22 protein-coding genes and 3 tRNA genes are annotated in these 23,861 nt (G+C 37.5%); 16 read left to right on the top strand and 9 right to left on the bottom strand.

Translation table 11 applies throughout. The features are described 5' to 3' along the window. Positions 1-8: 8 nt before the first annotated feature. Both radA and V5M36_RS04980 read left to right on the top strand, forming a co-directional pair. Positions 9-1,400, top strand: coding sequence for a DNA repair protein RadA (gene radA, locus V5M36_RS04985; protein ID WP_338562651.1), 1,392 nt, complete (start codon positions 9-11; stop codon positions 1,398-1,400). A gap of 143 nt (positions 1,401-1,543) precedes the next feature. Then, positions 1,544-2,533 (top strand): Tim44 domain-containing protein, encoded by a 990-nt coding sequence (locus tag V5M36_RS04980; protein WP_338562648.1) that lies wholly within the window; start codon positions 1,544-1,546, stop codon positions 2,531-2,533. 595 nt (positions 2,534-3,128) lie between these two features. On the opposite strand, the gene V5M36_RS04975 is transcribed toward V5M36_RS04980, so the two are convergent. Both V5M36_RS04975 and V5M36_RS04970 read right to left on the bottom strand, forming a co-directional pair. Beyond that, positions 3,129-4,076, bottom strand: a complete 948-nt coding sequence (locus V5M36_RS04975) for an IS30 family transposase (RefSeq protein ID WP_338562646.1) — start codon at positions 4,074-4,076, stop codon at positions 3,129-3,131. Between the two features lie 205 nt (positions 4,077-4,281). Beyond that, positions 4,282-5,466: a trypsin-like peptidase domain-containing protein gene (locus V5M36_RS04970; protein ID WP_338562645.1), complete on the bottom strand. Its 1,185-nt coding sequence runs from the start codon at positions 5,464-5,466 to the stop codon at positions 4,282-4,284. A gap of 170 nt (positions 5,467-5,636) precedes the next feature. Between V5M36_RS04970 and V5M36_RS04965 the strand changes: the two genes are divergently transcribed. The 6 genes from V5M36_RS04965 (at position 5,637) to V5M36_RS04940 (ending at position 8,619) form a co-directional block, all read left to right on the top strand. After that, entirely contained in the window at positions 5,637-6,395 is a 759-nt protein-coding gene (locus tag V5M36_RS04965) for a Nif3-like dinuclear metal center hexameric protein (RefSeq protein WP_338562643.1), read from the top strand. 152 nt (positions 6,396-6,547) lie between these two features. Beyond that, on the top strand, positions 6,548-7,174 hold the full coding sequence (locus V5M36_RS04960) for a superoxide dismutase (RefSeq protein ID WP_338562640.1): 627 nt from the start codon (positions 6,548-6,550) through the stop codon (positions 7,172-7,174). 157 nt (positions 7,175-7,331) lie between these two features. Next, positions 7,332-7,407, top strand: a tRNA-Asn gene (locus V5M36_RS04955). A gap of 5 nt (positions 7,408-7,412) precedes the next feature. Next, a tRNA-Asn gene (locus V5M36_RS04950) sits at positions 7,413-7,488 on the top strand. A 545-nt stretch (positions 7,489-8,033) separates the two neighbouring features. Further along, positions 8,034-8,109 (top strand) — tRNA-Asn (locus V5M36_RS04945). A 66-nt stretch (positions 8,110-8,175) separates the two neighbouring features. After that, positions 8,176-8,619: a DUF2726 domain-containing protein gene (locus V5M36_RS04940; protein ID WP_338562638.1), complete on the top strand. Its 444-nt coding sequence runs from the start codon at positions 8,176-8,178 to the stop codon at positions 8,617-8,619. Positions 8,620-8,861: 242 nt separating this feature from the next. Here V5M36_RS04940 and V5M36_RS04935 read toward each other — a convergent pair whose 3' ends face one another. The 5 genes from V5M36_RS04935 to V5M36_RS04915 form a co-directional block, all read right to left on the bottom strand. Then, the gene (locus tag V5M36_RS04935; protein ID WP_338562636.1) at positions 8,862-9,089 is read right to left on the bottom strand and encodes a hypothetical protein; all 228 of its coding nucleotides are present in this window, start codon (positions 9,087-9,089) and stop codon (positions 8,862-8,864) included. A 114-nt stretch (positions 9,090-9,203) separates the two neighbouring features. After that, positions 9,204-10,346 carry a rod shape-determining protein RodA gene (gene rodA, locus V5M36_RS04930; RefSeq protein WP_338562633.1) on the bottom strand — a complete coding sequence of 381 codons (1,143 nt, stop codon included), beginning with the start codon at positions 10,344-10,346 and terminating at the stop codon, positions 9,204-9,206. Positions 10,347-10,612: 266 nt separating this feature from the next. Then, positions 10,613-11,812, bottom strand: coding sequence for an alpha/beta hydrolase family protein (locus V5M36_RS04925; RefSeq protein ID WP_338562631.1), 1,200 nt, complete (start codon positions 11,810-11,812; stop codon positions 10,613-10,615). A 123-nt stretch (positions 11,813-11,935) separates the two neighbouring features. After that, positions 11,936-12,814, bottom strand: a complete 879-nt coding sequence (gene ubiA, locus V5M36_RS04920) for a 4-hydroxybenzoate octaprenyltransferase (RefSeq protein WP_338562629.1) — start codon at positions 12,812-12,814, stop codon at positions 11,936-11,938. A gap of 21 nt (positions 12,815-12,835) precedes the next feature. After that, complete coding sequence (locus tag V5M36_RS04915) at positions 12,836-13,339, bottom strand: chorismate--pyruvate lyase family protein (RefSeq protein ID WP_338562627.1); 504 nt, start codon at positions 13,337-13,339, stop codon at positions 12,836-12,838. 248 nt (positions 13,340-13,587) lie between these two features. Here V5M36_RS04915 and V5M36_RS04910 point away from each other — a divergent pair, with 248 nt between their 5' ends. Beyond that, a complete protein-coding gene (locus V5M36_RS04910) occupies positions 13,588-14,517 on the top strand; it encodes a polysaccharide deacetylase family protein (protein ID WP_338562624.1) in 930 nt (309 codons plus the stop codon). Positions 14,518-14,675: 158 nt separating this feature from the next. Here the strand turns inward: V5M36_RS04910 and V5M36_RS04905 are convergent, their stop codons facing one another. Together V5M36_RS04905 and glnA are read right to left on the bottom strand one after the other, a co-directional pair. Beyond that, positions 14,676-14,954, bottom strand: a complete 279-nt coding sequence (locus V5M36_RS04905; RefSeq protein WP_338562622.1) for a hypothetical protein — start codon at positions 14,952-14,954, stop codon at positions 14,676-14,678. A gap of 95 nt (positions 14,955-15,049) precedes the next feature. Then, positions 15,050-16,465, bottom strand: coding sequence for a type I glutamate--ammonia ligase (gene glnA / locus V5M36_RS04900; protein ID WP_338562620.1), 1,416 nt, complete (start codon positions 16,463-16,465; stop codon positions 15,050-15,052). Between the two features lie 836 nt (positions 16,466-17,301). On the opposite strand from glnA, the gene V5M36_RS04895 reads away from it, so the two are divergent. From V5M36_RS04895 to V5M36_RS04865, 7 genes are all read left to right on the top strand, one after another. Further along, a complete protein-coding gene (locus V5M36_RS04895) occupies positions 17,302-17,898 on the top strand; it encodes a hypothetical protein (protein ID WP_338562618.1) in 597 nt (198 codons plus the stop codon). A 164-nt stretch (positions 17,899-18,062) separates the two neighbouring features. Next, entirely contained in the window at positions 18,063-18,710 is a 648-nt protein-coding gene (locus V5M36_RS04890; protein ID WP_338562616.1) for a hypothetical protein, read from the top strand. Between the two features lie 468 nt (positions 18,711-19,178). Further along, on the top strand, positions 19,179-20,384 hold the full coding sequence (locus V5M36_RS04885; protein WP_338562614.1) for a tyrosine-type recombinase/integrase: 1,206 nt from the start codon (positions 19,179-19,181) through the stop codon (positions 20,382-20,384). Positions 20,385-20,441: 57 nt separating this feature from the next. Beyond that, positions 20,442-21,095 carry an SOS response-associated peptidase gene (locus V5M36_RS04880; protein ID WP_338562612.1) on the top strand — a complete coding sequence of 218 codons (654 nt, stop codon included), beginning with the start codon at positions 20,442-20,444 and terminating at the stop codon, positions 21,093-21,095. A 92-nt stretch (positions 21,096-21,187) separates the two neighbouring features. Then, a complete protein-coding gene (locus tag V5M36_RS04875) occupies positions 21,188-21,760 on the top strand; it encodes a LexA family protein (RefSeq protein ID WP_338562610.1) in 573 nt (190 codons plus the stop codon). Continuing rightward, on the top strand, positions 21,757-23,055 hold the full coding sequence (locus V5M36_RS04870) for a Y-family DNA polymerase (RefSeq protein WP_338562608.1): 1,299 nt from the start codon (positions 21,757-21,759) through the stop codon (positions 23,053-23,055). The genes V5M36_RS04875 and V5M36_RS04870 overlap by 4 nt, the downstream gene beginning before the upstream one ends. Before the next feature lie 246 nt (positions 23,056-23,301). After that, positions 23,302-23,817 (top strand): hypothetical protein, encoded by a 516-nt coding sequence (locus V5M36_RS04865; RefSeq protein ID WP_338562606.1) that lies wholly within the window; start codon positions 23,302-23,304, stop codon positions 23,815-23,817. Positions 23,818-23,861: the final 44 nt, after the last annotated feature.

The raw sequence follows: 23,861 nt of genomic DNA, 5'->3' as shown, positions 1-23,861 counted from the left end.
TTGCAAATATGGCTAAAGTTAAAACCGTTTATCGTTGTGAGCAATGTGGTGCAGATCATCCTAAATGGGGTGGTCAATGTACAGAATGTGGCGAATGGAATAGCTTAACTGAAGTGAGCTTAGCTCCTGCTGTCTCGCATCGAGCACAACCTAAAATGGGCGGCGGTTATGCAGGCCAAGCAGCAACTATTACAACACTCAATCAAGTTTCCGTTTCGCATGAAACGCGTTTAAACACAGGCATTGGAGAATTTGACCGTGTACTGGGCGGCGGCTTAGTCACGGGTTCAGTTGTGCTAATCGGCGGCGACCCAGGTATTGGTAAATCCACCATATTATTGCAAACCGCTTGTCATATGGCATCGGCCAAAAGTCATGCCCTCTATGTCACTGGTGAGGAATCTTTGTCTCAAGTAGCACTTCGTGCCCATCGCCTAGACTTACCGACTGATCAGCTAAAAGTGATGGCAGAGACATGTGTCGAACGGATTTGTGAAGTTCTTGCTCACGAACGTCCAGCGGTTGCTATTCTCGACTCGATTCAAACTTTATATACTGAAACCTTGCAATCAGCACCTGGCGGTGTTTCACAAATTCGTGAATCCGCAGCGCTATTAACCCGTTTTGCCAAAAATAGCGGTACAGCATTATTTTTAGTGGGTCATGTGACCAAAGAAGGTGCACTAGCAGGTCCACGTGTTCTTGAACATATGGTCGATTGTGTCCTCTATTTTGAAGGTCAATCAGATTCTCGTTATCGTATGATTCGAGCGGTTAAAAATCGTTTCGGTGCAGTCAATGAATTGGGCGTTTTTGGCATGACGGATAAAGGGCTGAAAGAGGTTTCAAACCCTTCTGCTATTTTTCTCAGTCGTTATGACGAAGCCATACCAGGTTCTGTAGTGATGATCAGCCGTGAAGGCACACGCCCCCTCTTGGTTGAAGTACAAGCCTTGGTTGATGATGCCCATGGACAACCGCGCCGCGTCGCGCTCGGTCTTGATCAAAACCGTTTAAACATGCTTCTTGCTGTCATGCATCGTCATGGTGGAGTGCAAACCTCAGGTCAAGATGTCTATGTCAATGTCGTGGGCGGGCTTAAAATTACGGAAACAGGTTCCGACTTAGCTGTCCTGCTGGCATGTGCCTCGAGCCTTCGTTCTAAAGCTTTGCCACAACAACTGGCTGTTTTTGGCGAAGTGGGCCTTTCAGGTGAGATCCGTCCTGTTCCCAATGGACAGGAACGCTTAAAAGAAGCCATTAAACATGGTTTCAAATATATTATTGTCCCTCGTGGTAATGCGCCACAAAAACAAGTCCCTGGTGTCACCATTATTTCAGTGGCACGTTTACATGAAGCCTTAACTGAAGCGATGGCACTCGCAGATGAACACTCATAGCACTCTATTATTGATCCCATTTCTTGGTCAAAAAGCAGAAAAATACACAATCACCAAAAAAAACTGACTATTTAGATTGAAATTTGGCATAAAAGACTGCATAAATAGAATGTTAAAATTCACTTTTTTATTAGGAATATTCGATGGAAGTTCGACAGCGTAGTTTGGTTGCAGGTATTTTAATGGCGACATTAATGGTCGCTCCTTTTGCAGAAGCAAAACGTGCCGGTGGCGGTAAAAGTCATGGTATGAGTCGTTCTGCTGCGCCAAGCCAATCTCAACAACCTCGTCAAGCTACTCCTGCCCAACAACCTGCTGCTCCAGCTACTGCACCACAGAAATCTGGTCCAGGCGTTGGTGGTATGGTCGCTGCTGGTGTTGCTGGTGCTGCTATTGGTGCTGTTGCAATGAATGCATTAGCTGATGATGCACCTGCTGCTAGCGAAGCAGTAGCTCAAGAAGCTGCTGTTGCAGAACAAGCGGAAGAAAAAGGCGGAATCCCAAGTTGGATTTGGTTATTAATCATTGCTGCTGCTGCATTCTTTATCTTCCGTAAATTCGGAGCAAAAAAAAAAGTAACCAATAGCAATAATCCGTTTGCACCGAATAACGCGGGTTCAACAACTGCGCCATTCGGTCAAACAGCAGCACCGCGTGCTCCTGTTTCAAATGACAACACCAATATTTTTGGTCAATCTGTCGCAGGCGGTGCTGCAGCAACTCAAGCACCATTTGGTGGCGCTTCTACTCAAAGTGGAAACCAACTCCCAGACGGTACTGAACCTGCTGTATTTTTGCGTGTTGCTCGTCAGCGCTTCAACCATATTCAGTCTATGAACACGGTAAGCAATATTGCTGAGATTAAACGCTACTTAACGCCTGATCTTTATCAGTCAATGTATAACGACATCATGACCAATCAAGATCAAGATGTTGCTGAGTTCTCGAACTTGAATGCGATGGTTGTCGATTCTGCAACTGAAAATAATCAGTATGTTGTGAGTGTCCGTTTTACAGGCACAGTAAGCGAAGATCTAAATAGCTTGCCACAACCTTTTGCTGAAATTTGGCATTTTGTTAAGCCGACTGGCTCAACTGAAGATTGGTTAGTTGCTGGTATTCAGCAAGATTAATCATTCTGTTAATACGAAAAAATCAGTGATCCGTCACTGATTTTTTTTGTTGAAAATTGAGTTTAGATACACATTTCTTGCACGTTACTTTATATGCATTTCCAGTTTTGATCGCAGCACTTCCAAAGATTCATCTTCGATAGAATTCCTATATAGCTTGACTGTATATCTTTCCTCTATTGAATCAAAAAGATAAATCACACTAATTAAATCATTCACTTAATACACTTCAAGTGAATTAAGAATTCGATCCAATTCATCACATTAGAACCAAAAATGATACTTCCTACAGCTCCATCGATCATTCATGAACAATTGTTGAATCATGATGATCTTAATTTCACCCAAATACATTTTCAAAACTATTAAAAGACACTCTCATTCCATTATTACTTAAAAATATTTAAGACGATCGAGATGTATATTTGTAATCTCATTAAATAGATTTCTTTCATAAGTCAAAAAATGATCATTAATTAGCAATAAATTGATTTAAAAAATCCCTTCTCCCTTTGGGAGAAGGTTAGGATGAGGGAATACTCAAGATGAATGTGTAATGTGAATAATGAGTTTTGAAAGAAATCTAATAAGCATCTTAGATTATCGTTTGAAGTGCAACACCATGTTGTTGGCATAATACCTGACTCGGACTTTTAAAGCCGAGTCTTTTTCTTGGACGTTGATTCAAACGTTGAGTGATTTCTGAAATATACTCATCCGTGTAATGATTTAAATCACCACCTTTCCTTATGTATTGTCTGATTAATCCATTGGTGTTTTCATTTGTACCTCGTTGCCAAGCACTGTAGGGATCTGCGAAATAACAATCCAAATCAAGTTCTTGAGCAATATGCTCATGCAAACTGAACTCTTTGCCATTGTCTGCAGTTATTGTTTTCAATTGGTCTTTGATGGGGGTGAGTAGATTGATGGTCGCTCTGCTTATGTCTTCAGCCTTACGTGTATTGCACTTTGTTAGCCAAAGATAGCCTGTTCTTCGATCTACAATTGAAACTAAAGATTGTTGATGATTTTTACCTACGATCGTATCTATCTCCAAGTCACCAAAGCGAGTCCGTTCCTCAACCTCATGCGGTCTTTCATGAATGCTTTTACGATGAGTGAGCTGACCGCGGGTTTCAGGAGAACCATATTTTCTCTTTCTTTGATTTCTGAAACGTAGGTTGTGGAAAAGCACGCCACCATTGCTTTTATTCTGTTTTATAAACCTGTAAATAGAATGCAGACTGACCGCTACGTGAGAAGCAATTTGTTCAGGGCTCCATTGTAGGTTTAGGTAAGAAATGACAAGCGCCCAAATATGAGATGGGATTCTTTTAGGATTGGAGCGATGACGTTTTAAAGCGACTTTATGTGCATGTTTAGCGAAGTAACCATTTCTAGCTTTATTTCGGGTGATTTCTCTAGAGATCGTTGCTGGTGAACGATTTAAACGCCAAGCGATATAGCGTTTGGAAAAACCTTCACGTAACAGGGTATAAATCTGATATCGTTCTTCTTGAGTAAGATGAGTATAGTTCATGATGCAACTTTGACTTTGGTCGGTCGGAAGCAAAATGCTATCTCATCTTGCTTCTTTCCAATAATTTAATCTCTGTTGCACTTCATTTAAGAATCTAAGCATAATAAAAAAGCCCTCATCAAAGGGCTTTTTAGAACAACATTTTTTATGGTTATTGAGACTAAAATTATTAATTCAAATCTAACTCATTCCAACCTAACTGCTTCTAACGTTGAGGCAATGGAATAAATTGAGAATCTGAATTTATAGATACTTTTCGTTCAGCCACAACAACCTCTACATCGAGCATACGGCCAGCACGAACAATTGAAATTTTAACTTTGCTGTTCGGTGCTTGTAAGGCTACATAATTCACTAAGTGTGAAACTGAGTTAATCTCAACATCATTGACTTTAACAATCTTGTCACCGACTTTTAACCCTGAAACTGCCGCAGGACCACCTTGGATCACATCACCCACGATAACCCCACTTTCACGAGGCTTTAGCACATCATCTTGAATTGGTTGAACCAAAGTAATCCCTAACCATCCTCGAATCACACGACCATCTTTAAGAATCGCATTCATGATTTGTTGGCATATTTTTGCAGGTATCGCAAAGCCTATACCCAAAGAGCCACCTGATTGCGAGAAGATCGCCGTATTCACACCGATTAAGTTACCAGCCACATCGATCAGTGCCCCACCCGAATTACCAGGATTAATCGCCGCATCGGTTTGAATAAAGTCTTCATATGTATTAATGCCTAAGTCTGAACGACCAGTTGCAGAAATAATCCCTTGAGTCACCGTTTGTCCCACACCAAATGGATTACCAATCGCCAGAACAACATCGCCGACCTCATTACCACTCAATTTAAATGGCAATACTGGCAGCTTATCAAGCTCAATTTTGATCACCGCCAAATCTGTTTCTGGGTCAGTACCAATCACTTTTGCTTCTGCGCGACGACCATCATGCAAAGCCACAACAATTTTATCTGCCTGAGCAATCACATGATTGTTGGTTAAAATATATCCATCTGGACGAACAATTACACCCGATCCTAAGCTATTTTCATTAGGCCCTTGGTTTGAGTATTCAGGAAGTTGATTACCAAAAAACTCACGAAATACAGGGTCATTCATCAATGGGTGTTCAATCTGCTTCACTTTTTGCGTGGTAAAAATATTGACCACTGCTGGCGCCGCGACCTTAACTGCACCGCTGTAGGACACAACCCCACCTGAACGAGAAGTGTCGACCAAGGATTCAACTTTTTCTGCTGGCATTTTCACGCCATCAGAAGCGACTTGAACTTTCGGCTGATGATACCTCTGCCATGCAAAAAAACTAATAATGACAATGATGAGCAACACCCATGGTAACCATGTAAAGGACCGACGCACTTGATCTACCTCTAAGAATTATTTAATTTATTGATGCCTAAGCATTTTATCGCTTTATATTCTAATCAAAATTTTTATATATAGATAAATTTATGAAAAGACTTTTGTTCAGCTTTAGTTACTTTAAAAAATATGTTTTGATTTAACCCAGATTATATTTTGAGAATATCATGGCAACTCTAACAGACATCATTCAATGGTGCGATCAAACGCTTAAATCTCATGAATTTAAAGACTACGCACCAAATGGTTTACAAATTGAAGGGAAAGCCGAAGTCAACAAAATCCTTTGTGCGGTCACAGCTTCACAAACAGCAATAGATGCAGCCATTGAATATGGAGCAGATTTGTTATTGGTTCATCACGGCTATTTTTGGAAAGGTGAAGCTTATCCAATTACAGGAATGCGTGGAAAACGAATCAAAAGCCTCATCAAAAATGATATTTCACTCGTCGGCTACCACCTGCCTTTGGACAGCCACCCAACTTTAGGCAACAATACTGCTATTGCTGACCTCCTTGATTTAGAAAATATTGAAGCGCTTGATCCGAGTGAACGTCATCCTATTGGCAACATCGGTTATTTAAAACAAGCAATGACTCCTGAAGATTTCAAAACATTCGTGTCCAAACAACTGGGTTTTGAAGCTATTCATTTACCCGCGGACAAAACCTCAATTCATAAGGTCGGTTTTTGTACAGGTGGTGCGCAAGATTTCATTGCTAAAGCTGCTGCACAAAATTGTGATGCCTATATTTCAGGCGAAGTGAGTGAACGAACCTTTTATGAAGCTGCGGAACTGAATGTACATTATTATGCTTGCGGCCATCATGCGACGGAAAGATATGGTGTACAACGCTTATCAAAAGCTATTTCAGAACAATTTAATGTCGAATTCAGTTATTTCGAACTGAATAACCCGATTTAAAAGCTTGAGTCTTCGTTCAGATATTCTTTATACGTATAACTTGAGGCTTTATTCTGTATTGTTATTTATAAGCAATGCGCAATTGTCCCTCAGAATCTATTACAATAAAGCGACTTAATGTCAAAACCCAGCAAAATGCAAGGAATTGAAAAATGACAACGATTACTTTACCCGCTTTACCATATGGTTATGAAGATCTTGCTCCACACATCAGCAAAGAAACTCTAGAGTTTCACCATGACAAACACCACAATACTTATGTTGTTAACTTAAACAACCTTATTGCTGGTACAGATTTAGAAGGTAAAACTTTAGAAGAAATCATCACAGCGGTCGCTGGCGATGCATCTAAAGCGGGCGTATTCAACAACGCTGCTCAAGTTTGGAACCACACGTTCTACTGGAACTGTATGGCTAAAAACGGTGGCGGTAAAGCGACTGGTCCTTTAGCAGCTAAAATTGATGAAGCTTTTGGCTCATACGAGAAATTTGCTGAAGAATTTGCTGCTGCTGCAACAACTCAGTTCGGTTCTGGTTGGGCTTGGTTGGTTGCTGATGAAGTAAATGGTAACTTATCTATTCTAAAAACAGCCAATGCTGATACTCCACTTGCACATGGTAAAGTTGCAGTACTTACAATTGACGTTTGGGAACATGCTTACTACATCGATTTCCGTAACGCTCGTCCTGCATACATCAAAACTTTCCTAGAAAGCCTTGTAAACTGGGATTATGCAAACGCTAAATACGCTGGTCAAGAAGCTGGCGTTGAAAAATAAGATTTTCTAAACCCTTATTTTTAGTTTAAAAAATCGCCCGTTAAGGGCGATTTTTTTGTTTTTAGCCGCTTTCTGAATATTTATAAAGCAATCGCACAGTTTCTTTCGATTAAGCTGTTGACCTTATTTGTTTTCATCTCTAAAATCCGCTTCAGATTCTCCAATAGCTCAGTCGGTAGAGCGACGGACTGTTAATCCGCAGGTCCCTGGTTCGAGCCCAGGTTGGAGAGCCATCTATTCTTCCATAGCTCAGTTGGTAGAGCGACGGACTGTTAATCCGCAGGTCCCTGGTTCGAGCCCAGGTGGAAGAGCCAGATTCTAAAAAAGTCCATTCATGATGAAATGGGCTTTTTTTATGTCTGCGTTTTAGTCTCTACCTCTTTACGGTTAACTGGTGCAACAAAGAGCTGCAAGTAAACACAATGATCAAACACTTTGCTCTTAAATTATTGATCTATTAAATTATTCAAATAACGCTCATTAACCTTAGCCTTAAATATTCCCAATTTCATAGATCATGAAGTCCATCTTTTTAAATATTTGAATAGTTCCTAGATGCCTATAGCTTTTAGATTCCATTAAAGAGTGAGAAGGAAATCCTAATCAAAGTTCAAATCGAGGCTTTCACTTAATTTTATGGTTCATTTTAAGAATTTAATTGATCAGAATACGATTAACTCCAAGTCTCAAATTATCTTAAAACCCCTGCAGCTCAGATCAAATTAAAGATTTGAATCATATCCAAACATCAAATAAACCGCATTTAGATTACTTTTAAAACACTTAATTCATTTTTCTGATCTTTTTCAGTTTATAGGCTTGACCAACTAACGTTTGAGCCATAGAATGCGTACCAGATTCTCCAATAGCTCAGTCGGTAGAGCGACGGACTGTTAATCCGCAGGTCCCTGGTTCGAGCCCAGGTTGGAGAGCCAAATACTAAAAAGCCCACTCATTATGAAGTGGGCTTTTTCTTATCTCGACTTTTAAGATTATCGTACGTGCTAGATTCCAGCCAAATCACTTTTCTCATTATCGGCAGTATTGCCTTACTTGCACTACTGACGATTTTTCTACAGCAGTATTTCAATCCAAAACAACGTTACTTCTCTAAAAAAGTGATTACCGCTTTTGAAAGTAAAATGTTTTTTCGCTTGAAAGAAGCTTTTCCACAACATCACGTTTTGGCACAGGTGGCGTTTAGTGCTTTGATCACCAATAGCAACCTGAAAATTCGTGCCCGATTCAATCGAAAAGTGACAGACTTTGTTTTACTGGATAAGCGTTTAAACGTGGTGATGATCATCGAATTGGATGATCCGAGTCATATTGGCAAGGAAGTAGTAGATGCACAACGTGATGCCATGCTCTATGAGGCAGGATATCGCGTTAAACGCTATATTGAGATTCCAACTGTGGAAACATTAAAAAAAGACATTCCTTAATTCAAAACTCAAAACTCAAAACTCAAAACTCAAAACTCAAAACTCAAAACTCAAAACTCAAAACTCAAAACTCAAAACTCAAAATAGAATAATAATTATTAGATCTCTTTCAAAAGTCGAAAAATGATCATTGGGTGGCCATAAATTGATACGTAAAAATACCTTCTCCCTTTGGGAGAAGGTTAGGATGAGGGAATATTAATAATGAGTGTATTGAGTGAATAATGACTTTTGAAAGAAGTCTATTGAGGAGTCTGTTCTGCAGATTCAACCTGTTTAAGTTTTTCCGCTTGAGCCTTCGCTTCAATGCGTTGAGCTTGTTCAGCACGAATACGATCATATTCAGCTTTATTTTTTGCATCACTTTTGACCGCAAAAAAAGCAATCACAATGATCAAAACAGGAATCAAAGGTCCCAAGCAAATTAATAGGATTAATTTTGGAGTTAGTTTTTTGGGTAGATTTGACATATTTCGACCTGAACTCTGACTAAATGATTGCGCGGGCAATATAGCAGAATTCAGCCCTTAAAATATACTTTTACAGTTGTAGGTGTTGAAAGCCACATTGATTAACGACATGCCTTATCTATGCGTATGTACTGACATAATGATGCCAAATCCCGCCATTAAGGTAATCACGGCCGTTCCGCCATAACTCATAAAGGGTAAGGGATCACCAGTCACTGGAAAAATACCACTGACCATGCCTGAATTTACGGATACAAAAAAGAAGAATGACAATGCTAATGTTGCGACCAAAATACGACCAAAATTATGAAATGAATGCAGCGAAATATGTAATGAACGAATAATGATTGCACCGTACAAAAGAAACAGTATAAACACACCGAGCAACCCAAATTCCTCTGCATAAGTCGACATAATAAAGTCTGTATGATGCTCAGGCAGAAAGCCATGATGGGATTGGGTTCCATTCAAGTATCCCTTCCCCGTCAAGCCTCCAGATCCAATTGCGATTTTAGACTGTGTAATATTCCAGCCTGCGCCCAATGCATCAGATTCAGGATCAAATAAAGTCAAAATACGCTTCTGCTGGTAACTGTGTAAAACAAACATCCACACAAGCGGCATAAGCGCGACCACAAAAGCGAATGCCCCCACAATATATGCCCATGACATGCCACTCAAGAACAACACAAAGATTCCACTGACCACAATCAGAATACCGGCACCAAGATCAGGCTGAAGTACAATCAACACCAAAGGACAAAACATCAAGGCCAGTGAAATAACGATATGTTTAAATTTGGGTGGTAATGCCGTTCTGGTTACATACCAAGTGATCATTAATGGAATTGAAAACTTCATGAGCTCGCTGGGCTGCATACTGCCAAAACCAGGGATCGAAATCCAGCGCTTTGCACCCAGTCTAGAATCTCCGATCAGTAAGACCAAAGCCAATAGCAATACGCCCAAACCATATAAATAAGGACTAGCCGCCTGATACACCTTGGGCGGAATTTGTGCACAGATGAACAAAACAATAAACCCTATCATAAAGCTCATACTCTGCTTACCGACCATCATCCAATTTTCGGCAGAAGCACTGTATAAAACGACCAATCCTAAACAAGCATTTAAAATGAGTAATCCTAGTAACCACGGATCAATATGGATTTTCATCCAAAATGACGAGCGATAATTCAGACTTAATCCATCACGAATCGATTGTCTTAAAAATTTATTTTGCGGCTGTGGATTCATGAGATTATCTAGATCTATTGGGTATTAAAAGCAGCCCTAGGGTAAGTATGAGTTTAGTATTTTTTTAAACATCTTATTCTAATTCTGTGTTTGTTAAATTGCATCTATTCAAATCAATTTTCTCTGATTTAAATGAATAAGAAATCTTATATACCTCACAGTTTCCTTCTAATTTAAATGCTTTTTAAAAAATTAAACGCTCAAAAGAAATGCAAAAAAATAAAGGAGCATTCAGCTCCTTTATTTATAATGACGAAAATGAATCACTACTTCATCAAGAGATCAATTTTTCCAACCAACTCATTTATATTTTTAGAAACGATAGTTGAATGCGTTTCACCTGGTTTGCTAATCAACTCTACATTTGATCCGACAGAAGACATTTTAGCTACTAAATTTTGAGTTATTGCAAAAGGAACCGTTGTATCGGCCTCACCCTGAAAAATATATACTTTTTTATCTAATTTCCTTTGGGCTGGATTATTATTCACAAGATAAGCCTGAACGTCAGGATCCGTTTGATAATCTGCTTGTAATGCTTGGTAGGCACTGAACTGCCCTGCATTTTCAGCTAACGTTTTCTGAATATCAGCACCAAACTTTTGTCCTAATTCAGGTGAACATAGTGTTTCTGCCTGTTTAGCAAGATCAATCTTACTTGTAATAAATGTTTGATTATAATTAAAATTCGGTTTTTCTGCTTTAATCCCAGAACTGGTAATAGCCGCATAGGTATATAAAGTCGCTGCAACTTGCACCGCTGTACCTAAGGTCTCAGGCTTGGTCGCAAGTTGATTTGCTGCCCCCATTCCAAAATCCAAGGTTTCTTTTAAATACGATGCCGGAGCAATAGCGACAGCACCTTTATAATTAAATCCACTGAGTGCTTGATTAAACTCAGCTGCTGCAAGCGCCGCATGCCCACCTTGTGACCAACCAATAACGCTCCAATCTTTTGAAAGATTAAAGTAGTTTTTATTTACTTCTGTCAAAGCAAAAAGTATAGATTGAGCAGCACTTTTCAAATGCAGATAAGGATGAGCGACATTATCATTACCCAAACCTTCGTAATCTGGAGCGACAACAGCATAGCCCTTTTTCACTAGTTCCAAAATTAAGTTTTTTTCTACGCCAACCAGTGCATTTCGAGAAGGTGCACATTGATCAGCGGCTCCTGTCGTGCCATGTGCCCATACCACAACAGGCCAACCTCCAATGGGTGCATTACCTTTCGGTATAAAGACCAAAGTGGTTGCCTCAATTGCTTTATTCAAAACACTTGGCATTTGATAACTGAAAACATCATGGACGTTTACAACTGAGCTTACATCTGCATCAACATTAAAGACTTTTTTAGGTGACAGTGAAGAATACTCATCGTTGTTATTATCGCTACCACAACCAGAGATGAATATTACCGTTGAAAACATCGTTACAAATATCGACTTTTTATAGGTCATTTTCATTTTTAATTCCCTTCTCATTGTTTTATTTTGCTCTTCTTGAGCTTCATTCAATAGAACATAAAAAAAAGCATCTGACTAGGATGCTTTTTATTAATCTTTAGTTTTTTTCTTATTCTATAAAAGTTATATAAAAGCTAAAAATATTCCTAAAAATATCATTATACCAATCCAACGGTTATGTCTAAACGCCCAGAAACAGCGTTGAGGATCTTTATCTTTGGTTTTGTTCCATTGGAATATAAAATCTAGACTAATCGCAAGTAAAGCAATCAAACCAAATGGAATAAGGAGATCCTCAAGCATTAACGCAGCGCCTATCAATAAAACAGTCGAAGCCTGCAGGAGAGCAATAATTTGAATATCGTATTTGCCAAATAAAATTGCTGTCGATTTAACGCCGATTTTTAAATCATATTCACGATCTGTAATTGCATATTGAGTATCATAAGCCACAGTCCAAGCCAAATTTCCAAAGTATAATAACCAACAGGTTAGATTCGGCTCAACTCCCACTGCGGTATATGCCATCGGAATTGACCATGAAAAGGCAGCCCCTAAAAACACTTGTGGCAAATGCGTATAGCGTTTCATAAAAGGATAAATAAAGGCCAGAAACAAAGCCCCAAAAGACCAATAAAAGGTTTCAATGGGTAAGAACAAGAGCATCGAGGCACTCGCAGCCACCAATACTAAAAAGACGTAAATCGCTTCACGTCCTCGGATCACACCCGTTGCCAATGGCCTGTTTTTCGTTCGCTCTACTGCACCATCCACTTTTCGATCAGCAAAATCATTAATCGCACAACCTGCAGCACGCATGAAAATGGTGCCCAAAATCATCGGAATCAAAACTGCGATACTTGGCGTCCCCTGATTGGCAATCCACAATGCCCACATCGTCGGCCAAAAGACCAATTCAGTCCCAATCGGCTTATCAAAACGACACAAATAATAATATGCACTTAAACGTTCACGCAAAGTAATCTGCTGACCTATCGACATACCCATCCTTTAACTTTCTATTCAATTATTGACTTGGATAAATTTTTCAAATTCAATAAGAAAGGTCTCTTGAACGATAAATTTACAACCGTGCCAAGTATAACAGCTCTGACGTGTCCAACCATCGTGTAAGCGTATGACACGGCGCTCACACAAGGGAGTTGTTCTTTCGAATAAAAATAATCCAATCGGTTTTTTACCAATGTGCTGAAATATTCTCGCTCTCTTTTGCAGACTGAGAATAGGAAATATACTCTTGGCTTTGACCCATGGTTTTTGTTCACAACCGTACAGGAAACTTTCTCGGACCCAAGATGTATGATGGGCTGGCATCTGCATCCACGTCGCATCATTAAAGTTTAGACGATGAAATCCCTCACTTAGCGGTTCTACTGCAAACTGACCACCTGCCAAGTCGGTTAATTGCTGTGTTAAAGATCCATCTGCAAATAACCAATCAAGCAGTTCAACGGGTATCTGATGGTGATGTTGTCTATATTTTTTTGAATTTACTCTAGATCGCATATCTAAGCCTTAACCAACACACTATTCTTACTTAACATTGCTCTCACTTAACATTGATCTTACTCAAATTTGCTCTTACTTAAGATTGTTCTTACTTAACATTGCTCTTACTTAAGATTGTTCTTACTTAATGCTATTCTCACTAGACATTCAAAATTATACCTGACGATAAAATGCAATGAGGAAATACTTTGACATTATTCTTAATCATCAATATTTCATTTCGTACTTCATAATCAATTTAAAATATGAGAAATAAAAAATTATCATTGCGAATTATCGTGCAATATTTATTGATATTATTTTTCACGCTTACGAGCTTAACAACGCATTCTAAGAAAATCGCGTTGAGTTTTGATGATGGCCTAAATCCTCAATTCAAATCACAAGCCTTGATCATTAATCAAAATATTTTAGATCAACTCAAAAAACATCAAATTCAAACCATTATTTTCCCTAGCCTGATTAAAATTGGGGATTACCAAGGTAAACAAATCATTGAAAAATGGGGTAAATCTGGACATATCATTGGCAATCATAGCGCCCTACATCAGAATTTAAATCATGCTAATGTATCTGTTTCAAGCTATATTCAAAGCATTCGTGATGCTGAAACCATACTTAAGACTCTCACAAATTTTCAACTCATTTATCGTTATCCCTTTTTAAAAGAAGGTGACACGCTGGATAAACGAGATCAGGTAAGACACTGGCTGATTCAAAATAACTATCAAAATGGAGGCGTCAGTATAGATGCCAGCGATTGGTTTTATAATCTAAAATTTCAACAATATAGTCAGATTAAGTCATCGGATAAAATTCAACGATTAAAAAAAGCTTATCTTTCCCACCTTTTAAATCGTGCTGAATACTATGAGCAACTGGCAATTAAAACCCTACAAAGATCGCCTAAACATGTTTTATTACTGCATGTAAATCAAATCAATGCTGCCTTTTTAGATGAAGTTATTCAAAATTTTCAAAACAATGGCTGGACAATGATCTCTGCGAAAGAGGCTTTTCAAGATCCCCTTTATCAACAATTTAGTCAAAATATACCCGCAGGAGAAAGTATCATTTGGTCTATCGCAAAAAGCCAAGGACTAGAAAACTTACGCTACCCAGCAGAAGATGCGCCATATGAGATAGAAAATATACAAAACTTTGGTCTTGATTAAAAAGCTGAAAACTTCTAAAAATATTCATTACTTTGAAATCTTTGTCAGTTTTAAATATTGAGCATTTCTTAAGATTGATCATTACAAGACACGGATCATGACTAGACATGGATCATTTAAATATGAGCAGTATCGAAGTTTTAGTATTGGAACAAAGCTTAAGCATTGTCAGTTTTGGCAATCACTTCAAACTTACCTTGTGCCGTTTTAATCAGAACTAAACCTTCAGCACTAATATAAAAACTTTTCGGATAATCAAAATTCAATGCCAGTTCAGGATTTTTAAGCTCTAAAAATTCAGCCTGTTTATACCCTTCTACGGTACGTCCGACTTCCATATAACTCACTTCAGAAAAATTGAGCTTAAAGCCTTTTTCTTGATCTTGAGGATCGATCCAAGGGAAAAATCCAGTTTGTTTTTTTCGTGGTTTAGCCATGACAACTCAATAAACTTAGTAATGATCTATATTAACCCAAGAATAAGAAAACCCGCGACTAGCGCGGGTTTTTATCACTTAAATTCTTTACAGAATTACAAGCTGTAGTACATATCAAATTCAACTGGATGCGTTGTTGTATTTAAACGACGAACTTCTTCAGTTTTCACTTCAATATAGGCATCAAGCATGTCTTTAGTGAATACACCACCTTTAAGAAGGTAGTCATGATCCGCTTGAAGCGCTTCAAGAGCCATATCTAAACTATGTGCCACTGTTGGGATTTTAGCTTCTTCTTCAGGCGGAAGATCATATAAATTCTTGTCAGCAGCTTCACCTGGGTGGATCTTGTTTAGGATACCGTCAAGACCAGCCATCAACAATGCCGCGAAACCTAAATACGGGTTCATCATTGGATCAGGGAAACGTGCTTCAATACGCTTACCTTTCGGGCTAGACACGTAAGGAATACGGATAGAAGCAGAACGGTTACGCGCTGAATAAGCCAACATAATCGGTGCTTCATAATGTGGTACTAAACGCTTGTACGAGTTTGTAGATGGGTTCGTAATCGCATTCAATGAGCGTGCATGTTTAATCACACCGCCGATGAAATACAATGCCATTTCTGACAAACCTGCATATTCATCACCAGCAAACAAGTTCTTGCCGTCTTTAGCGATCGACATATGAACGTGCATACCTGAACCATTATCGCCAACCATTGGTTTAGGCATAAAGGTTGCAGTTTTAGCATATTGATGCGCAACGTTCCAAACAGCATATTTAAACTGTTGTACTTCGTCCGCTTTGCGAACCATTGTATTGAAACTTACACCAATTTCTAACTGGCAAGATGCAACTTCATGGTGATGTACTTCTACACGGCCTGGCCCCATGATGTCTTCAATTTTCGCACACATTTCTGCACGCATATCATGAGAAGAGTCAACTGGAGGAACTGGGAAATAACCACCTTTAACACGTGGGCGATGACCAGAGTTACCGCCTTCGTAATCTTTATTGGTTGACCAAGCAGCTTCTTCAGCAATCAATGTATGGCGCGCGCCAGACATATCGATTTCCCATTTTACTTCGTCAAAAACGAAGAATTCTGGTTCAGGACCGAAGAATGCAGTATCACCAATACCTGTAGATTTCAAATATTCTTCTGCACGGCGAGCAATCGAACGTGGGTCACGGTCATAACCTTGACCAGTAGATGGTTCGATAACGTCACAAGTCACAACAACAGTTGCTTCAGCAAAGAACGGGTCTAAAAAGCCTGTTTCTGCATCTGGACGCAAAATCATGTCAGACGCTTCAATGCCTTTCCAACCAGTGATTGAAGAACCATCGAACATTTTGCCATCTTCAAATGTATCTTCATCGACTGTATCAGCAGGATAAGTTACATGCTGTTCTTTACCCTTAGTGTCAGTAAAGCGAAAATCGACCCACTTTGCGCCACTTTCTTGTATGAGTTGAAGGACTTTGTTCGCCATGCTCATTTTGCTCCAATGAATTTTTTGTTGCACTAATCGTGCGTGTTAGAAGTTAGTAGATATTAAGCAATTCTCATACCAACTTTAATAAATCAATCTAAAAACCTGAAATCCTTATAAGAATGGCGGCATAGATCATCTACTTCATGGCATATTATACTGGCTATGAGGCAAAATGCACCATATTCAAACACTCAACTAAGTTATAATTTTATCATCAGTTTATTCGCACCAAATAAGTGCAAAATCAAATATTTAATTTTATATATTCCTTTAAAACATGTAATGTTTGTTCGAAATTCATACGATATTTATACTTTTTGTTAATACTTAAGGATCATAATGATTAAATAAATCAAATGATTGAATCATACAAATACTTATCTATTACAAATTCAATATTCCATATATGACAAAGTTCAAAATATCAGCCGCTTTAAGCTTATAGATGCACTAATAGAGGGAGGTCTCTATAATTACAAGGCAAGTGATATTCAGTACCAGTAAAGAAACTTTGAATTTTAGTTTCGTTCAAAATTTTATCTTTTTTTTACTGCCTTTTAAATTTTTTATATTTTCTTCAAGTCCTGTTATTTAATGCTAAAACAAACCAGCACTATAAAATTTTTAATCCTCCATTCAAGAGTAGATTAAAACAACATTTCTCTTGACTACAAAGCAAATTACATCAATTTTCGCATCATTATTAAACCGTTAAATTACTGATAAATTCTTTTTTTGTATCAAATTTTAATTTAATTTAATTTAATATTTACTTTAGCAATACTTTCCAATAAATTATTAAACATAAATCCTAAAACAGCTTTCTTTAATCATAAATAATGTTCAAATATTTTGTTTTAATCATTTCAAGCCTGATTATACTCTTCATCATTCTTTATGTTTTCCGCCCAAGCAGCGAAACTAAAGCAGAGCATACGGCCTCATCTACCCTAGACAATCTTCAAAATTTAAAGGTTGCAAGTCTGGCATCGCCTACAAAAAATACGACAACTCATAAATCGAGTAGTGATGATCATACGGATCCAGATGAGGATCTTGATGGTTTACCCGATCATATTCAAAATTATATCAAAAAAGAGTTTCAGAACTCCTTAGCATTACAAGCTGGAATGACGAATCTTGCACGTGCTTGGAATGCAACTCTGAAAGGAAATTTGGATAGGGACAGTGCAAAAATGATTGCAAATGACATTTCAGCAAATATCGCCTGCTTATTCAGTCCAAATGTTCTCGAAAAAAGTAATAAAAACTTCGAACAAATGCAAAAAGCCATCACAGATACAAGAGCAGAGTTACTCAGTTCCTCAAAAAACACCCAAGCTTATATTGAATTCAATGAATTAATAAATGGACAATATTTCCCAGATCAAGGAGAGAACAACTGTACAAAACAAGTAAATGAAGCTCCATATTAATATACCTCTAAAGGACAATAACAATGAAAAAGACTTTGCTTTTTATAATAATTTCGATTTTATCAGTAGAAATTTATGCACAAAACTCAGACGCCACATCTGATAAAAATAATACATCTGTTGTTTTCATCAATGGCATAAACAATACATTTGATGATGCTACGATGAGCCAAATAGCACTCAAAAATGTAATTAAACAACAACGTCAAAACTACACGGTTAACCTCGCTTTTAATAAAAAAGAAGGATTTCTCAAAGACATTAAACAGGTTGTGAGTCAAAAATTTAAACTTGAAGACAATCGTCAATTCTGGAAAATTATCGATAATTTTGGAGATATCCAAAATGCGAGTTTGATTGGTCAGGAAACCTACCAGAAATACGTAGATGAACTTAAAAACGATAAAAACTTACTTCCAGAAATCGAAGACCATCTTAAACAGTATGACCAAGATATCGTAGATGGAAAGAAAGTGGTTTTAGTTCCACATTCACAAGGCAATTTCTATGCAAATGCCAGTATGAATCTCATGTTAGCCAATTCTAAACGCGCCCGTAATCAGTTATTCACTGTGGGATTAGCATCTCCAGCGGATCGTTTATTGCCTAATTCGAGCTATATCACGTCTTCAAATGATATGCTCATCAATTCGGTTAGATTAGTTTCTCCATCCACTTTAAAGTCAAATATCCGTATTCCATTTTCTTTATATGATGTCGTCGGTCATAGTTTTAATGACACCTATTTGCGTAAAGGAGACGGTCAAAAAGCGGTTTTGAAAAATATTATCACTTATGGTGATGCCTCTTAGTTAATGCTGATAGCGCTTAATTAATGGTAATGAGTTTTAATTCTGGAATTAATCAAAATACCGGAAAAACTCAAAGTCTAAAATCATTCGTGTATTGATTATTCAACCCGTTGAAATAATCCATTAACTGATTTTAAAGAAGTGAAAAATATCAAAAACTTTCTGATATTATAGCCTGCACCTTGCAGGCTTTTTAAATTCTGCAACTTCATGAAAATACTGAATGCGAGTAATTTTAAACAGTTAGTAAGTTTCGACATATAAAATCAAGAGGTTAAGCCTGAAATGCTTTTAATGATAGAAAAAAATCATTTCCATTCTATATAGTTCGTTACAGTTTTTATTAATCACCTAAGACACTGAAAAATAATAATAACAGTTCATATTAGTTCGCGAACCTCCTATCCAATCCCTCTACAAAACGGGTAATATAACGGGTAACGCTCCTTTTGATCCTTGTTACCCGTTATGACCTCGATAAAACTATCAGACGCAAAGATTAAAACTCTTAAGCCTAAAGATAAGGTGTACCGAATTCTTGATGGTGATCGTTTATATATTGAGGTTCGCCCAAGCGGTGCAAAATTTTGGCGCTTTAAATTTGTGATAAATGGGAAAGAGTCATCGATGAGTCTTGGTGAGTATCCTGCCTTCGGATTAGCGGATGCTCGATCTCTACGTGATGAGGCAAAAGCTAAACTTGCAAAAGGAATTCATCCCGTTCAAGAAAAAAGAGATATTAAAAAGGCACTGAACAATAAAATTAAAAATACCTTTAATGTTGTGGCCAATGAGTACCTGATGGAGCGCTTATCCAGTAAGTCAGAACAATATCAAAATCAATTTAAGGCCAGTTTGGAAAAAGATATTTTACCAATTATTGGTGAAAAAGATGTGCGTGAAGTTTCATCCGCAGATGTGCTAATAATCATTAGAAACACTGTTCAGCGAGTTAAAGGGCAAAAAAATAGAGGTACAGGTGAAGTTACTGCAATTCAAAATCGTAAATTCATTGGTGCTGTAATGCGATTCGCTATTGCAACCCTGAGAGCTGAAAACGACCCTACTTACGCTGTTAGAGAAGTCATTTCAAGACCTGATGTATCTCATGCTAGATCGATCTCAAAAGAAGAAAAGCGAAAAGTCCGAATAAGTTTAGATACATACAGAGGTTCTGAAACAGTCAAAAATGCAGGATTTATACTTTTATATACAATGTTGCGCTCAATTGAGATTCGACGAATGGAATGGGAATGGGTTGATTTTGATGATCGTGTAATAACTTTCCCTAAGTCGGCAATGAAAAAAAATAGGGTCCACAGCCTACCAATGTCGAATCAAGTATTTAATATATTAAAAGCTCAACAATTAAACTCAGGTGATTATAAATTAGTTTTCCCTGGTGTTTATAAACGTCATGAAATGCTCAATCAAATGACACTTAATCGAATGCTTGAATATATTGGATTAAAAAATGTGACAGCTCATGATTTTCGAGCTACAGCGTCCACTCTGCTTAATGAAAAAGGCTATGATGAAAATTGGATTGAAGCTCAATTAGCTCACGCTGACGAAAACAAAACTAGAGCTTCGTATAATCATGCTAAATATCTAGATGATCGCAAGCAAATGCTTCAGGATTGGGCTGATATTGTTGATGGGTGGAAAGAATAAAAATGAAACTCTGGGTGTTTTTTATATTTAATTCACATTGAAACAGGAATGTTCATCATGTGCTCAAACTACGAATTTCCATCAAAGAAAAGACTATCCCTTTTAGATATACATGAATCACAACTCAATCTAGATTTTAAGCAACACGTATACCCATTGTATGACGCACCTATAATGATGAACGGTGCGGATCAGTTTGAGTTAGATGTAGGGAAATTTGGTTTGCTCCCACACTGGTCAAAAGAATTAAAGTTTGGTCGACATACATATAATGGCCGGACAGAAACCATCGCAGAGAAACCATCTTTTAGAAGTGCATGGAAAAATGACAAATTCTGTTTAGTGCCAGTTCAAGAATTCTATGAGCCCAAATATATTGATGGCAAACCACAATGGTATGGAATATCACGTAAAGATGAACAGCCTTTTACTGTTGCAGCTATTTATGATGATGCGGTTATCAATGGTCAGAATATTAGATCCTTCAGCATGCTTACGATTAATGCTGAACATCACCCTTTCATGAAGCAGTTTCATGGTCCTGATGATGAAAAAAGATCAATCATTGTGGTACCCGAAAAATACAGGAAAGATTGGCTTACTATTTCTCATGTTGATGCTCATGAACTTTTTTTTGAAATGGATGATGAATATAAAACAGCACTTCATGACCGCTCGTCGGTAAATAAAAATCAAAACTCTTTGTTCTAAAGGCTTGGCATATATCATCGAAAATTACGAATAGCATTTAAATTAACTGACTATTAGAATCCTGATTGTGTTACACAATCAAAGGGGGTTTTATGGAAGTCAAGAAAACATATGGCGGTAAACGCGAGGGCGCCGGTCGTAAACCTATTTACGATGAGCCGACTACGGTTATGCGCGTACCAAAATCTAAAGTCATAGATATAAAAGATTTTTTGAAGTCTGATGATAGAACATCTGATGTTTCAGATTTTAAACTCGTTGATCCTGTCACAAAAGCATCTATTCCACTTGCAACAGAACGAGTCAAAGCAGGCTTCCCCTCACCCGCCCAAGACTATATTGATAAAAATATCGACTTAAATGAGTTTCTTATCACTAATCACAATTCAACTTTCATGGTGCGTGTAGATTCACTATCAATGTTAAACGCGGGCTTGGATGTCGGTGACTATCTAGTTGTTGATCGCAGCTTAGAACCTCAGCATCGGGATATTGTTATTGCCTGTATTGATAATGATTATTTTACTGTTAAGCGTTTAATTAATGATGTATTGGGCAGTTGGTTAAAAGCAGAAAATGAAGGTTATGAAGACATTCACCCTGCTGAAGGCCAACAATTTGAAATTTGGGGTGTGGTCACAAATGTGATCAAAAAATTCAGATGAAATCAAAAAATGAGATTTACGCGCTTATCGATGTGAATAATTGTTATGTGAGTTGCGAACGATTATTCAATCCTAGTCTCATTAATAAGCCAGTAATAGTGCTATCCAATAATGACGGCTGTGCTGTCGCTCGTTCACAAGAAGCTAAAGACCTCGGTATAAAAATGGGTGTTCCGCTTTTTCAAATTAAAGATATTGTTGAAAAACACAACGTTCAAGTTTTATCGAGCAATTACGCTCTTTATGCTGAAATGTCGAATCGCTTCCATTCTATTCTTGCTGAATATGTAGGACCTGATGAACAAGAGATTTACTCAATTGATGAGTGTTTTTTAAAGCTTACTGCTTATTCTGAAAACTATGACTTAGATGCTCTGGGTCAAGAGATGCGTGCACGTATTTTGAAATGGATTGGATTGCCAGTATGCGTAGGCATTGGAAGAAGTAAAACGGAAGCCAAGATTGCTAATCACATGGCAAAAAAAGGTAAACGCTTTAATAGTGTTTGCAATTTAGTTGCGATGGGTCCAAAGCATCGTGAATATTTCTGGACTTTAATTGATGTATCTGAGGTATGGGGTGTTGGCAGGAAGCATTCAAAACGCTTAAAAGAAATGGGTGTAAATACTGTATCGGACTTATCAAAGTGCAATCCACACGCTATAGGGAAAATGTTCTCATCGGTCATGCAAAGAACCGTTATGGAGCTCCAAGGCATTTCATGTATTGAGCTAGAAAATGCTCCCCCTCCAAAAAAACAAATTGTGGCTAGTCGATCATTTGGTGAAAAAATTACAGATATTTCAGATATGCGAGAAGTAATCTGTAAATACATTCAAGATGCAGTTAAGCGATTAAGACAGGATAGGTCGCTTTGTGGAACTATAATTGTATTTGTACAGTCAAACCCTTTCGATAAAGAAGTTCCGTATTACAGTAAATCCACTTCTTACGATTTGCCCGATCCAACCGATAGTGTGACATTGCTTGCGAGATATTCACTTAAATTATTAGAACAAGTTTATAAGCCGGGTATTCAGTTCAAGAAATGCGGGGTGATGCTTTCTGATCTTATCGACAAAGATAAATACATTCCTGAGCTTTTTGCTGATGTTGAACAAATTCAAATGAATGAAAATTTGATGCAAGCTTATGAGCACATTCAGAAAAAATTTGGTAAAACAAAAATATCGGTTGGGCCGTGCTATCTACCTAATCGAAAATGGACAGGTAAGAGAGCAAGTGCAAGTCGAAATTATTTTAGTGTGGATGGGATGTTGACTATAAGTAATTAATCACCTATCGCATTTAATTTTAAATTTAATATAAGCAAATCACTTCAATTTGATCAAATATTATGCTTATAACTAAATTTATCCTGTAAAAAGTTCAATCAATCTCGAATGGGCTTTTATAAAAAAGTTAAACATATGATTTATATTAAAATAAATTGAGGATTTCGCATAAGGTGTATTATGTTAATTGTAGAGAAACTTCACTGATACTTCGAATACTAATCATAATATTAAAAAGGTAATTAAATGTTAGAATTGTTACGGTTTTACCCTGAGGACGATCATACTGCGGGTATATTGCTAGCTGGAGAATATGAACTATTCAATTTAAATCTAGTAGATTGGTCTAAAGAAGATTATATCGATCAGTGGAAGCATGCAGCAAAACACTCATTAATAAATAGAAGAAGTTCATGTTTTATAAAAAATTATGAAAATGCTTATCATCACGTAAAGATGATTGGAATATATACAATTATTCCTGAAGAAGTTGCCAATCCTCGGAAATACTTTGTATCTGAAGAAGAGGCCAGTGACTTTTTTATTACAGAGAAGTTTCTCTTTATTACTGAGAATGAAAAGACATTTACATCTAATGATTCTTTTGATGAAATTGAAAAATCTTTAGAAAACCCTTTTCCCATCTTTTATTTCAACAAGAGCAGAGTAGATAAATTTTATTTATACCTATCAGATAGAATAGAAGGAATTTCAAATTGGAGAATAACAAAAGAGGATTTAGAAAGTGTTTTAGATCTCTAAAATTTTCTCCTATTTAACATAATGGACGTTATGCGAATAAACCC

The sequence above is a fragment of the Acinetobacter sp. KS-LM10 genome, assembly GCF_036896575.1.
Taxonomy (GTDB): domain Bacteria; phylum Pseudomonadota; class Gammaproteobacteria; order Pseudomonadales; family Moraxellaceae; genus Acinetobacter; species Acinetobacter avistercoris.
The sequence above is the reverse complement of the archived record's forward strand: the minus strand, read 5'-3'. Positions and strand labels throughout refer to the sequence as shown.